Annotated in this window: 9 protein-coding genes and 1 tRNA gene; all 10 read right to left on the minus strand. The window is 60.9% G+C overall.

Features of this window, described 5'->3' with window-relative positions; all coding sequences use genetic code 11:
• Positions 1-523 precede the first annotated feature (523 nt).
• The 10 genes from rpoC to HYPMC_RS11935 all read right to left on the minus strand — a co-directional run bounded on the left by rpoC (position 524) and on the right by HYPMC_RS11935 (position 13,478).
• The gene (gene rpoC, locus HYPMC_RS11890) at positions 524-4,744 is read right to left on the minus strand and encodes a DNA-directed RNA polymerase subunit beta' (protein ID WP_013948198.1); all 4,221 of its coding nucleotides are present in this window, start codon (positions 4,742-4,744) and stop codon (positions 524-526) included.
• A gap of 110 nt (positions 4,745-4,854) precedes the next feature.
• On the minus strand, positions 4,855-9,018 hold the full coding sequence (gene rpoB / locus HYPMC_RS11895) for a DNA-directed RNA polymerase subunit beta (RefSeq protein WP_013948199.1): 4,164 nt from the start codon (positions 9,016-9,018) through the stop codon (positions 4,855-4,857).
• 257 nt (positions 9,019-9,275) lie between these two features.
• A complete protein-coding gene (gene rplL, locus HYPMC_RS11900; RefSeq protein WP_013948200.1) occupies positions 9,276-9,653 on the minus strand; it encodes a 50S ribosomal protein L7/L12 in 378 nt (125 codons plus the stop codon).
• Positions 9,654-9,757: 104 nt separating this feature from the next.
• Positions 9,758-10,279 (minus strand): 50S ribosomal protein L10, encoded by a 522-nt coding sequence (gene rplJ, locus HYPMC_RS11905; RefSeq protein WP_013948201.1) that lies wholly within the window; start codon positions 10,277-10,279, stop codon positions 9,758-9,760.
• A 332-nt stretch (positions 10,280-10,611) separates the two neighbouring features.
• Positions 10,612-11,298 (minus strand): 50S ribosomal protein L1, encoded by a 687-nt coding sequence (rplA, locus tag HYPMC_RS11910; RefSeq protein ID WP_029671017.1) that lies wholly within the window; start codon positions 11,296-11,298, stop codon positions 10,612-10,614.
• Positions 11,299-11,365: 67 nt separating this feature from the next.
• Positions 11,366-11,812, minus strand: coding sequence for a 50S ribosomal protein L11 (gene rplK / locus HYPMC_RS11915; protein WP_013948203.1), 447 nt, complete (start codon positions 11,810-11,812; stop codon positions 11,366-11,368).
• A 191-nt stretch (positions 11,813-12,003) separates the two neighbouring features.
• Positions 12,004-12,579: a transcription termination/antitermination protein NusG gene (gene nusG / locus HYPMC_RS11920; RefSeq protein ID WP_013948204.1), complete on the minus strand. Its 576-nt coding sequence runs from the start codon at positions 12,577-12,579 to the stop codon at positions 12,004-12,006.
• Positions 12,580-12,628: 49 nt separating this feature from the next.
• Positions 12,629-12,826, minus strand: a complete 198-nt coding sequence (gene secE, locus HYPMC_RS11925) for a preprotein translocase subunit SecE (RefSeq protein WP_013948205.1) — start codon at positions 12,824-12,826, stop codon at positions 12,629-12,631.
• 91 nt (positions 12,827-12,917) lie between these two features.
• Positions 12,918-12,993: transfer RNA gene (locus HYPMC_RS11930), tRNA-Trp, on the minus strand.
• 101 nt (positions 12,994-13,094) lie between these two features.
• Positions 13,095-13,478: a YbjQ family protein gene (locus HYPMC_RS11935; protein WP_013948207.1), complete on the minus strand. Its 384-nt coding sequence runs from the start codon at positions 13,476-13,478 to the stop codon at positions 13,095-13,097.
• Positions 13,479-13,635: the final 157 nt, after the last annotated feature.

Below are 13,635 nucleotides of genomic sequence, written 5' to 3' on the forward strand. Positions count from 1 at the left end.
GCCCGTCGATATGCTCTGCTTTATGAACGGGAGCGTTTAGGAGCAAAATAGGCGCTTAAAGCGCCGAGCGACCTACCACCAACCCGTGAGAGTGGGCGGAGCTATATACACACCCGCCATATTGGTCAACAGGGCCGCCGCAGGGTTGCGAAATTATTTTCGCCGAATTCGCCGTCATAAGGCAAACCGAACCTGCGACCTGTTGTCGGCTCGGGCGCGCAGAACGCTTTAAAACCGACAGAAAACCAAATTTTTGGGTGTGCACCGCACTTAAATGGGAATCGCTGAAAATTTTTAAAGAGGACTCGCGTCTTCCAGGCTGCTTTGCACCGGTTGGCAGCCCTCTCTCGAGGAAATTTCGAGGTGTCATCCACGGCTTCAGGCCCAGGATCCATTGTACCGCCCTAAAGATAAGAAATGGCCTGTCGAGACAAGAGCGAGGAGACCGTTCTCAACAAATGAAAACGGCCGCCCCAGAGAGGCGGCCGTTGGCATTAGAATGCTCTTGAGAAGCGAGCGGAGATTACTCCGCTGCTTCCTCCGCCGGGCGACGGCGACGGCGTGCAGCCGGGCCTGAGGCGCCGTCAGGCGACGGCAGGTTCGAAGTCTTCGCCTTTTCCTTGGCGATGAGATCGTCACGCTGCATCGCGACCTTGCGGAGCTGACGCAGCATGCCGCCCGTACCGGCCGGAATAAGGCGGCCGACGATGACGTTCTCCTTGAGACCTTCGAGCGTGTCGGACTTGCCGTTGACGGCAGCATCCGTGAGCACGCGCGTTGTCTCCTGGAAGGACGCCGCCGAGATAAACGAGCGCGTCTGCAGCGAGGCCTTGGTGATACCAAGCAGAACCGGGTTCGCGGACGCCGCACGCTTGCCGGCCTTCTGAGCGGCTGCGTTGATTTCCTCGAACTCGATCCGATCGAGTTGCTCACCCTTGATGAGTTCCGTCTCGCCGGCGTCGGTGACTTCAACCTTCTGCAACATCTGACGAACGATGACTTCGATGTGCTTGTCGTTGATCGTCACGCCCTGCAGTCGGTAGACGTCCTGGATCTCGTTGATCAGGTAGTTCGCGAGTTCCTCGACGCCCTTGATCGCCAGGATGTCGTGCGGCGCCGGGTTGCCGTCGTACACGAAATCGCCACGCTCAACGCGATCGCCAGGCTGAACAGCAAGGCTCTTGCCACGCGGGATCAGGTATTCGACCGGCTCCAACGATTCATCGTCAGGCTTGATCGTGATGCGCTGCTTGTTCTTGTAGTCCTTGCCGAACTCAACTGTACCCGAGATGTCCGCGAGGATCGCGTGATCCTTCGGACGGCGGGCTTCGAAGAGTTCCGCGACGCGCGGTAGACCGCCGGTGATGTCACCGGACTTCGCCGACGCCGTCGGAATACGAGCAAGAACGTCGCCCGCCTTCACTTCCGTGCCGCGATCGACCGACAGAACGGCTTCGACCGACAAGAGGTAGCGAGCGTCACCGCCGCGCGCGACCTTGATCGGCTTGCCCTTCGAGTCCTTGATCACGATGGCAGGCTTCAGCTCGGAGCCCTTCGGAGACGTGCGCCAGTCGATAATGACCCGGTTCGACGTACCCTTCATTTCGTCGGTCTGTTCGCGGACCGACGAGCCTTCGATCAAGTCTTCGAAGTCGACGAAGCCGTCGGCTTCCGACAGGATCGGACGGGTGTAGGGATCCCACTGCGCGATCTTGGTGCCGCGCTTCACGGTATCGCCTTCATCGACAAAGATGCGCGAGCCGTAGCTGATCTTGTGAGTCGCGAGTTCCTTGCCCGTCTGGTCGACGATGATGACCGACATGATGCGGCTCGTCGCGACGTTCTGGCCCTTCGAGTCCTTGGCGATCGCACGGTTCTTCAGCTTCACGGTGCCGTTAAAGTTCGACTCGATGAAGGACGAGTCGACCAAGTTGGCCGTGCCGCCGATGTGGAACGTACGCATCGTCAGCTGCGTGCCCGGCTCACCGATCGACTGTGCGGCGATGACGCCGACAGCTTCACCGATGTTGACCGGCGTACCGCGAGCGAGGTCGCGGCCGTAGCACTTCGCGCACACGCCGTTGACCGTCTCGCAGGTCAGCACCGAACGGATACGAACTTCCTGAAGCTCGGCCTTGCCGATGAGATCGGCGTGCTTTTCTTCGATTAGTTCGCCGTTGGCGACGATGATCTCGCCCGTCGTCGGGTGCTTGATGTCTTCGGCTGCCGTACGGCCCAGCGAGCGCGCCGCAAGCGACACGATCACCTGACCGGCGTCGACGACTGCCTGCACGTTAATGCCGGCATCGGTTCCGCAATCGACTTCAGAGATGATGGCGTCCTGCGCGACGTCGACGAGACGACGCGTGAGGTAGCCCGAGTTCGCCGTCTTCAAGGCGGTGTCTGCAAGACCCTTACGGGCACCGTGGGTCGAGTTGAAGTACTCGAGAACCGACAGGCCTTCCTTGAAGTTCGAGATGATCGGCGTCTCAATGATTTCGCCCGAAGGCTTCGTCATGAGGCCGCGCATACCGGCGAGCTGCTTCATCTGCGCCGGCGAACCGCGCGCGCCCGAGTGGCTCATCATGTAGACCGAGTTGATCGGACGCTCGCGTCCGGTCGTAGCGTCCTTCTGAACCGCCGAGATGCGGTCCATCATTTCCTTGGCGATCTGATCGGTGCAGCGCGACCAGGCGTCGACGACCTTGTTGTACTTCTCGAGCTGCGTGATCAGGCCGTCCTGATACTGCTGTTCGAAGTCGCGGACCTCGACGTTGGTCTTCTCGACGATCTTCTCCTTCGTCTCCGGGATGAGCATGTCGTCCTTGCCGAACGAGATGCCAGCCTTGAAGGCGTGATGGAAGCCGAGCGCCATGATCCGGTCGCAGAATATGACCGTCTCTTTCTGACCGCAGTTACGGTAGACCAAGTCGATCAGACCGGAGATGTTCTTCTTCGTCAGAAGCTGGTTCGCCATAGAGAACTTCATGCCCGGCATCTTCGGCAGATGCTGTGCGAGAAGCAGACGGCCCGGCGTCGTCTCGTGGATCTCCGAGACTTCCTCGCCCTCATCATTGATCGCGTTATAGCGGCCTTTGATCTTGGCGTGCAGCGTGACGGACTTCGATTCAAGGGCGTGAAGCACCTCGTTGATCGAGCCCAACATCATGCCTTCGCCGGGCTCGCCGTCGCGCATCATCGACAGATAGTAGAGACCCAACACGATGTCCTGCGACGGCACGATGATCGGCTGGCCGCTCGCGGGATGCAGGATGTTGTTCGTCGACATCATCAGGACGCGCGCTTCGAGCTGCGCTTCGAGCGACAGCGGAACGTGCACTGCCATCTGGTCGCCGTCGAAGTCTGCGTTGAAGGCAGCGCAAACCAGCGGGTGAAGCTGGATCGCCTTACCCTCGATGAGTTGTGGCTCGAACGCCTGAATGCCGAGGCGGTGAAGCGTCGGGGCGCGGTTCAGCATCACCGGATGCTCGCGAATGACCTCGTCGAGGACGTCCCAAACCTCGGGCTTTTCCTTTTCGACGAGCTTCTTCGCCTGCTTCACGGTCGCGGCTTGGCCGAGCGTCTGGAGGCGCGCGTAGATGAAGGGCTTGAACAGCTCAAGCGCCATCTTCTTCGGCAGGCCGCACTGGTGCAGTTTGAGTTCCGGACCGACGACGATGACCGAACGACCGGAGTAGTCGACGCGCTTGCCGAGCAGGTTCTGACGGAAGCGGCCCTGCTTGCCCTTCAGCATGTCGGCGAGCGACTTCAGCGGACGCTTATTGGCGCCGGTGATGACGCGGCCGCGACGGCCGTTGTCGAACAGGGCGTCGACGGCCTCCTGCAGCATGCGCTTTTCGTTGCGGATGATGATATCCGGCGCGCGCAGCTCCATCAGCCGCTTCAGGCGGTTGTTACGGTTGATGACGCGGCGATAGAGATCGTTCAGGTCCGACGTCGCAAAGCGGCCGCCATCGAGCGGAACAAGCGGACGCAGTTCCGGCGGGATGACCGGAACTTGGGTCAGGATCATCCACTCCGGACGGTTGCCCGATTCCATAAAGGCTTCGATGACCTTCAGGCGCTTGCCGAGCTTCTTCGGCTTCAGCTCCGTCGTCGCCTCGGCGATCTCCTGGCGGAGATCCTGCGCGATCTTCGGCAGGTCCATGGCGGACAGAAGTTCGCGGATCGCCTCGGCGCCGATGCCGGCGGTGAAGGTATCTGCGCCGTACTCGTCGATCGCCTGGTTGTACTGCTCTTCCGTCAGCAGCTGACGCTCAGCGAACGGCGTCGTGCCCGGCTCGATGACGATGTAGTTCTCGAAATAAAGAACGCGCTCAAGGTCCTTCAGCGCCATATCCATCAGCAAGCCGATGCGCGAGGGCAGCGACTTCAGGAACCAGATGTGCGCGACGGGAGCCGCAAGCTCGATGTGGCCCATGCGCTCGCGGCGAACCTTTGCGAGCGTCACTTCCACGCCGCACTTTTCGCAGATCAGGCCCTTGTACTTCATGCGCTTGTACTTGCCGCACAAGCATTCGTAGTCCTTGATCGGTCCGAAGATGCGCGCACAGAACAGGCCGTCGCGCTCCGGCTTGAAGGTACGATAGTTGATCGTCTCGGGCTTTTTGATCTCGCCGTAGGACCAGGACAGGATGTCCTCGGGCGAGGCGATCGAGATCCGGATCTGATCGAAGACCGGAGCGGGAGCCTGCGATTTAAAGATGTTGGTAATTTCGTTCATCGGCTGTCTCCTCATGGGCGCGGCTGGGGTGACCGTGCCCGTGGAATTTAGTGGTCGTGTTTTGCCGATCTCCGCCCTTCCCGGGGGGCGGAGATCGTCTTCGATGTTCGTTATTCAGCCGCTGGCGGAAGCTGCGCCTGGGGTTCCTCGGGCGTCTCCGGCTGATCGTTTTCTGCTTCGATCTGCGGCAGCTCGCTGTTGACGAGCTCGACGTTGAGACCCAACGCGCGCATTTCCTTGACGAGCACGTTGAAGCTTTCTGGCACGCCGGCTTCGAACGCATCGTCACCACGGACGATCGCCTCGTAGACCTTGGTGCGGCCGGCGACGTCGTCCGACTTCACGGTCAGCATTTCCTGCAGCGTGTAGGCGGCGCCGTAAGCTTCCAGAGCCCAGACCTCCATTTCGCCGAAGCGCTGGCCGCCGAACTGCGCCTTACCGCCCAGCGGCTGCTGGGTAACGAGCGAGTACGGACCGATCGAACGAGCATGGATCTTGTCGTCGACAAGGTGGTGCAGCTTCAGAACGTACTTGTAGCCGACGGTGACCTTGCGATCGAACGGCTCGCCCGTGCGGCCGTCGAACAGCGTCACCTGGCCCGACGTATCGAAACCTGCGAGCTGCAGCATTTCGACGATGTCTTTCTCACGCGCGCCGTCGAACACCGGCGTCGCAATCGGAACGCCCGTGCGCAGGTTCTGAGCGACGCCCACAAGCTCATCGTCTTTCAACGACGACTTGATGACGTCCTGACCGTAAACGCGCTCCATCTGTTCGCGGAGAGCCTGCGCCTGGCCGCTCTCGTGGAACTGATGCAATGCGTCGTCGATCATGCGGCCAAGGCCGCGGCACGCCCAGCCAAGATGCGTTTCGAGGATCTGTCCGACGTTCATGCGGCTCGGCACGCCGAGCGGGTTCAGAACGACGTCGACCGGCGTGCCGTCTTCGAGGAACGGCATGTCTTCCGACGGGACGATCATCGACACGACACCCTTGTTGCCGTGACGGCCGGCCATCTTGTCGCCCGGCTGGATCTTGCGCTTCACCGCGACGAAGACCTTGACCATCTTCATCACGCCCGGCGGCAGCTCGTCACCGCGCTGCAGCTTGTCGACCTTGTCGGCAAAACGCAGACCGAGGCCCTTCTTGGCGTCTTCGTACTGCTTCTGGATGGCTTCGACTTCGGCCTGCGCCTTCTCATTGGCAAGACCGATTTCCCACCACTGGCTACGCGGGATGTCGTCGAGGATCACGTTGTCGATGATCGTACCCTTACGGGCGTTCTTCGGACCCTTCGCGACTTCCTTGCCCATCAGTGCGTCTTTCAGACGGGCGTAGACGTTGCGGTCGAGGATCTGAAGCTCGTCGTCGCGGTCTTTTGCGAGACGCTCGATCTCTTCGCGCTCGATCGCCATCGCACGCTCGTCTTTCTCGACGCCGTGACGATTGAAGACGCGGACTTCGACGATCGTGCCGGCGACGCCCGGCGGCAGACGCAGCGAGGTATCGCGAACGTCAGACGCCTTTTCACCGAAGATGGCGCGCAGAAGCTTTTCTTCCGGCGTCATCGGGCTTTCGCCCTTCGGCGTGATCTTGCCGACCAGAATGTCACCCGGATGGACTTCGGCGCCGATGTAGACGATGCCGGCTTCGTCGAGGTTCTTCAGCGCTTCTTCCGAGACGTTCGGAATATCGCGCGTGATTTCCTCAGGTCCGAGCTTCGTATCGCGAGCCATGACCTCGAATTCCTCGATGTGGATCGAGGTGAACACGTCTTCGGAGACGACGCGCTCGTTCATCAGGATCGAGTCTTCGAAGTTGTAGCCCATCCACGGCATGAACGCGACGAGCACGTTCTTGCCGAGCGCCAGCTCGCCGAGTTCGGTCGAAGGACCGTCAGCGATGATGTCGCCTGCCTTGACGTGATCGCCGACGTTAATCAGCGGACGCTGGTTGATACAGGTGTTCTGGTTCGAACGCTGGAACTTGCGCAGACGATAGATGTCGACGCCCGGCTTCGAAGGGTCCTGCTCTTCCGTTGCGCGGATAACGATACGGGTTGCGTCGACCTGATCGACGATGCCCGTACGGCGTGCCGCGATGGCAGCGCCCGAGTCCTGCGCCACGCGCTCTTCCATGCCGGTGCCGACCAGCGGCGCTTCCGCCTTGATCAGCGGCACGGCCTGACGCTGCATGTTCGAGCCCATGAGCGCGCGGTTGGCGTCGTCGTTCTCAAGGAACGGGATGAGCGCGGCCGCGACCGACACGAGCTGCTTCGGCGACACGTCGATGTAATCGACCTTGTCGGTCGGAACGAGCATCACATCGCCCTGGTAGCGAACGGTGACGAGGTCTTCCGTCATCTTGCCCTTGGCATCGATGGCAGCGTTTGCCTGCGCAACGTGATGGCGCATCTCTTCCATGGCGGAGAGGTAGGCAACCTCGTCGGTGACGCGGCCGTTGATGACCTTGCGGTACGGGCTTTCGATGAAGCCGTATTTGTTCACGCGCGCGAACGTCGCGAGCGAGTTGATCAGACCGATGTTCGGACCTTCCGGCGTCTCAATCGGGCAGATACGGCCATAGTGCGTCGGATGCACGTCGCGGACTTCGAAGCCCGCGCGTTCACGCGTCAGACCGCCCGGTCCAAGAGCCGAGAGACGGCGCTTGTGGGTGATTTCCGACAGCGGGTTCGTCTGGTCCATGAACTGCGAGAGCTGGGACGAACCGAAGAACTCGCGCACCGCAGCCGCTGCCGGCTTGGCGTTGATCAGGTCCTGCGGCATCACCGTGTCGATATCGACCGACGACATGCGCTCCTTGATGGCGCGCTCCATGCGGAGCAGGCCGACGCGATACTGGTTCTCCATCAGCTCGCCGACTGAGCGAACGCGACGGTTGCCCAAGTGGTCGATGTCGTCGATTTCGCCCTTGCCGTCGCGCAGATCGACAAGCGTCTTCACGACCGCGAGGATGTCCTCACGGCGCAGCACGCGCATCGTATCAGGCGCATCGAGTTCGAGGCGCATGTTCATCTTCACGCGGCCGACGGCCGAGAGATCGAAACGCTCCGGATCGAAGAACAGGCCATGGAACAGCGCGGTCGCCGCTTCGATGGTCGGCGGCTCGCCCGGGCGCATGACCCGGTAGATGTCCATCAGCGCTTCCTGCTGATTGGCGTTCTTGTCGATGTTGAGCGTGTTGCGGATGAACGCGCCGGTGTTGACGTAGTCGATGTCGAGGATGTGGAATTCCTTGACCTTCTGCTCCTTGAGCTCGGCCAACAGATTCTCATCCAGCTCGTCACCGGCTTCGGCGAAGATCTTGCCCGTCTCCATATCGACGATGTCTTCGGCGATGAAGCGGCCTGCGAGGTCCTCAGCGGAGATCAGGATTTCCTTGATGCCGCTTTCGGCGATCTCGCGCGAACGGCGTGCGGTGATCTTCTCGCCAGCGCGCGCAATCACTTCACCGGTCTTAGCGTCGGCGATGTCGGACTGCGGAGTAACGCCGCGGAACTTCTCGGGCAGGAACGGCATTTTCCAGCCGCGCTTCGATTCCTTGATCGAGATGTGCTTGTAGAAGTGCGCGAGGATCTCTTCGTCGTCGAGGCCCAAGGCATAGAGCATCGTCGTCACCGGCAGCTTGCGGCGGCGGTCGATACGGACATAGACGATGTCTTTCGCGTCGAACTCGAAGTCGAGCCAGGAACCGCGATACGGAATGATGCGAGCTGCGAACAATAGCTTGCCCGAAGAGTGCGTCTTGCCGCGATCGTGGTCGAAGAAGACGCCCGGCGAACGGTGCATCTGCGAGACGATCACGCGCTCGGTGCCGTTGATGATGAAGGTGCCGTTCGACGTCATGAGCGGCATGTCGCCCATGTAGACGTCCTGCTCCTTGACGTCCTTGATCGACTTCGAGCCCGTCTCTTCGTTCACATCGAACACGATCAGGCGCAGCTTGACCTTGAGCGGCGCTGCGAACGTCATGTCGCGCTGCATACACTCGTCGACGTCGAACTTCGGCGGCTCGAATTCGTAGCTGACGAATTCCAGCGTCGACTTGCCGGCGAAATCGGAGATCGGGAAAACGCCCTTGAACACCGACTGCAAGCCGAAATCGTCCGGCCTGCCGCCCGGGGGCTCTTTGACCATCAAGAAGTCATCGTAAGACGCTTTCTGAACCTCGATGAGGTTCGGCATCTCCGCGACTTCTCCGATAGAACCAAACTGCTTCCGGAGGCGTTTGCGGCTGGTGAGGGTTTGAGCCATATCGGTCCCTTCGTGCTCTCGTATGCGGGTAGTCCCGCGATCCAAATGCGACGCGCTCAGGGTCCCTGGAGAACTGGGACCTCTTGAAACGGTTCACCGGAGGGTCCTTTTTCGAGGTTCGAAAACCCCAGGACCCTCCGGAAAACCGTTTTTTATTTTGCGCATTGCGCGCCCCCTTCTGGGAAGCCGGCCGCAATGCGCGGTATGCGCAGGCATCAACACCGGCCGGGAGCGACCCAGCCGGTGTTGATCGTCAATTACTTCACTTCGACGACAGCGCCCTGATCCTCAAGCTGCTTCTTGAGCTTCTGGGCTTCGTCCTTCGAAACGCCTTCCTTCACGGTCTTGCCGCCGGCCTCGACGAGGTCCTTGGCTTCCTTCAGGCCGAGGCCCGTGATGGCGCGAACTTCCTTGATGACGTTGATCTTCTTGTCGCCACCCGACTTCAGGATAACGGTGAACTCCGTCTGCTCTTCGGCCGGAGCAGCAGCAGCGCCGCCAGCAGCGGGAGCAGCAACGGCGACGGCAGCAGCAGCCGAAACGCCCCACTTCTCTTCCAGCATCTTGGCAAGCTCAGCGGCTTCGAGCACGGTGAGTGCCGACAAGTCTTCAACGATTTTCTCGATCTTAGACATATATAGTGTCCTTCCGGTTTGAACCTAGTGGTTGAATTGCAGCACCCCCTGCGGGCCGTGCTGCGTAGCTCTTCGAGGGCTCAAAGCCCCACAACTTCCGATGGTTAGGCTGCTGCCTCTTCCTTCGACGCCTTGGCCTGAATGACGCGGGCCAGCTTGGCACCGGGCTCCTTGACGGTCCGGGCGATCTTGGTCGCCGGAGCGTTGAGGAGGCCAATGAGCTTGGCGCGGAGTTCATCAAGCGACGGCAGTTCGGCAAGGGCCTGCACGCCTTTCGCGTCAAGGATGGTCTTGCCCATCGCGCCACCCAGGATCACGAGCTTGTCGTTGCCCTTGGCGTACGTGACGGTCGCCTTCGCCGCGGCGATCGGATCTTGCGAGAAGGCCAGGATGGTCGGCCCCGTCAAAATCTCCGAAAGCTTCTCGGCGTCGGTATCCTTGAGCGCGAGCTGCGCCAGCTTGTTCTTGGCCACCTTCACAGAGCCGCCGGCTTCTTTAACGCGCCTGCGGAACTCTGCGGATTGAGCGGCCACCATGCCGGTGTTGTGGGCGACAACGACCACACCCGTGCTTTTCAGCGTGGTGTGGAGGCTATCGATGAGCTCACGTTTCGCGGCTCTATCCACGTCTCGTCTCCTTGCTGCGAAGCTTCATTTGCGAAGCCTCGCGGGTTGCACCTTTGCCGCCGTCTCCGGTGAGGGATCAGGCGACGTTAGTCTGTCCTCGTTCCCGTGGACCGCGAGTAGCGGCACGGTGCTGACCCAGAAGGTTCAAACCGAACTTTTTGGCTTATCGCCTCAAATCCGATCCACTTCTGTCTCATGCAGGCTCTCCCGCGGAGGAGAGACTTAGGCGTCACCGGCAAGCCGGATCGGCACCCACAATCTCGGACAGCTCCGGACCGAAGCGAAACCGCCCCGGTCCAGGGTTTTCCGGGTTGCCCCGGAATTCTTCAAACTTAGGCGGCCGGTCCCGGCGCGACGGAAGCGGTGTCGAGCTTCAGGCCCGGACCCATCGTCGAGGACAGCGATACCTTCTTGAGGTACGTGCCCTTGGAACCCGTCGGCTTCGCCTTCACGACCGCGTCGACGAACGCCTTGATGTTCTGGACCAAGGCTTCTTCGGTGAAGCTCGCCTTGCCGACGCCAGCGTGCACGATGCCCGCCTTCTCGACGCGGAACTCAACCGAGCCGCCCTTGGCGCCTTTCACGGCGCTGGTGACGTCCATGGTCACGGTGCCGACGCGCGGGTTCGGCATCAGGCCGCGCGGACCCAAGACCTTACCGAGGCGGCCGACGAGACCCATCATGTCCGGCGTCGCGATGCAGCGATCAAAGTTGATCGTGCCCTTCGAGACGATTTCAACGAGGTCTTCCGCGCCAACGATGTCGGCTCCGGCAGCCTTCGCTTCGTCGGCCTTGGCGCCGCGAGCGAAAACGGCAACGCGCGCCGTGCGGCCCGAGCCGTTCGGCAGGTTGCAGACGCCGCGGACCATCTGGTCGGCATGCTTGGGATCGACGCCGAGGTTGACGGCAACTTCGATCGTCTCGTCGAACTTCGCCTTGGCGCGTTCCTTGATGATCTTCACGGCTTCGTCGACGCCATAGGCTTTACCCGCGGGGAGGCCCTGCTTGACGGTGAGCATGCGCTTGCCACCGGCATCGCGCGTTTCTTTGATCTTTTCAGCGCTGATTTGAGCTTTTGCCATCGGACTACTCCACCACCTTGAGGCCCATCGAACGTGCGCTACCCGCGAGCGTGCGAGCGGCGGCGTCGATATCGTCGGTGTTCATGTCCTTGAGCTTGCCCTTAGCAATCTCTTTCAGCTGCGCGATCGTGACCTGACCGGCAACAATGCGACCCGGCTCTTTCGAACCCTGACCGCCCTTACCCGTCGGGCGAAGACCTGCTGCCTTCTTGATGAGGTACGTCGCCGGCGGCTGACGCATCTCGAACGTGAACGAACGGTCGGAGTAGACCGTGATCTTCACGGGAATCGGTGTACCCTGCTCCAGGTCCTTCGTTTTTGCATTGAAGGACTTGCAGAATTCCATGATATTCACGCCGCGCTGACCAAGCGCGGGACCGATCGGCGGCGACGGATTGGCCGCCCCAGCCGGTACCTGCAAGTTGATAAAGCCGTCAATTTTCTTCGCCATAGTTCCCCTTCACTGTTAGAGCCCGCACCCAAACGGCACGATGCTCAGGGTTAGCGGTTCAACGGGCGAGCCTCCCAAAGTGGAAAGCCTGCCCTCCCGCACATCGACCGCATCCGAACCAAAATCCCGATGCGGGCTCCGGCGGCGAACCGCCGGAATTCTCGTCTCGCCCAAGGCGCTGCTGAGCACCGTCAGGCTGCGATCTTTTCGACCTGTGTAAATTCGAGCTCGACCGGCGTCGGCCGCCCGAAGATCGACACGGCGACCTTCACACGTGAGCGCTCCTCGTCGACTTCCTCGACGATGCCAGTGAACGAAGCGAACGGGCCGTCTGCGACCTTGACGTTCTCTCCGACCTCGAATGTGATCGTCGGCTTCGGCCGCTCTACGCCTTCCTTCACTTGGTTCAGGATGCGCATCGCCTCAGCTTCCGGGATCGGCATCGGCTTATTGTCCGCACCGAGGAAGCCAGTGACCTTCGGCGTGTTCTTGATCATCACGAACGCTGCGTCGGTCATCTTCATTTTGACGAGCACGTAGCCCGGCAAAAACTTCCGCTCGGTCGGGATCTTGCGGCCGCGCTTGATCTCGACGACTTCTTCCGTGGGAACGACGATCTCTTCGAAGAGATCTTCAAGGCCGCCCGCTTTCGCGCGCTCGCGGATCGCGTCCGCCACCTTGCGTTCGAAATTCGTGTATGCGTGCACGATGTACCAGCGCGTACCGGCAACCGTTGCTTTTTCTTCGCGTTCTTGCGCGACAACCATTCTCAAAGGCCCTCTGGCGCGTCACTTAAACCAATCATGCGAGCCGAAATCAGGTGCCCACCCCTAAGACCAAACGCACGATGTGGCTCAGCGCCTGATCAACAAGCAAAAAGAAAACAGAGGCGAGCGCGACCATGATGAGTACCATCAAAGTCGTGATCCACACCTCTTTCCATGTCGGCCAAGTTACCTTCGCGACTTCCTGCCGAACCTCTTGCATAAAGGTTATGGGATTGAACTTCGCCATCAAAACTGCTTTCTGCGCGCATGAGCGACAACATGCCGCACCCGACCTCGGTGTTTTCCGGGGCCGGTCGGCAGATCAAACTCCACGAGGCTGGCAGGGGCGGAGGGTCTCGAACCCCCGACCTTCGGTTTTGGAGACCGACGCTCTACCAATTGAGCTACACCCCTAGTACTGACGCAGGCAAGAGCCAGCCGTCGAGCAGCCTCTTTCGGGGCGTGCACCCTTAACCGAAGTTTGACGGCTTGTCAGCCCCGCCCGCGCCTTTTTTCTATCGGCGACCGTCGGGGCCGCTCCAGGGGCCGCCGATTTCGGCTGGTGCCTTCCCCTGCCCATCCACCGGCTCGATGACGACGGCCGATCCGTAGGCCAGGACCTCGGTCACGGCAGCGGCAATTTCGTTGGCGTCGTAGCGCATCGCGACGACGGCGTTTGCGCCCATGCTCTGGGCGTGCTCGACGAGAAGGTCGAAGGCTTCCTGGCGCGCATGCTCGGCGAGCTTGGTGTAAACCGAGATGTTGCCGCCAAAAAAGATCTGTATCGCGGCGCCGAGATTGCCGACGACGCTGCGCGAGCGCACCGTCAGGCCACGAACCAGCCCGAGGTGACGGACAATGCGGTAGCCTTGAATCTCGTTTGTCGTCACGACCAGCATGGTGCTTCCTCTCCTTCGGCCCGTCTTCCCATGCGGACTCCCGCAGGCGGCGCCACCCTAACGCGACTCTCGGCGAGTGACGACAGAGGGAAACAGCATTTGGGCGGATCTTTCCGTAAAGATCAGATGCGGCGCACTCTGCGGAGCCCGGCGGGAA

Source organism: Hyphomicrobium sp. MC1 (assembly GCF_000253295.1).
Lineage (GTDB): Bacteria > Pseudomonadota > Alphaproteobacteria > Rhizobiales > Hyphomicrobiaceae > Hyphomicrobium_B.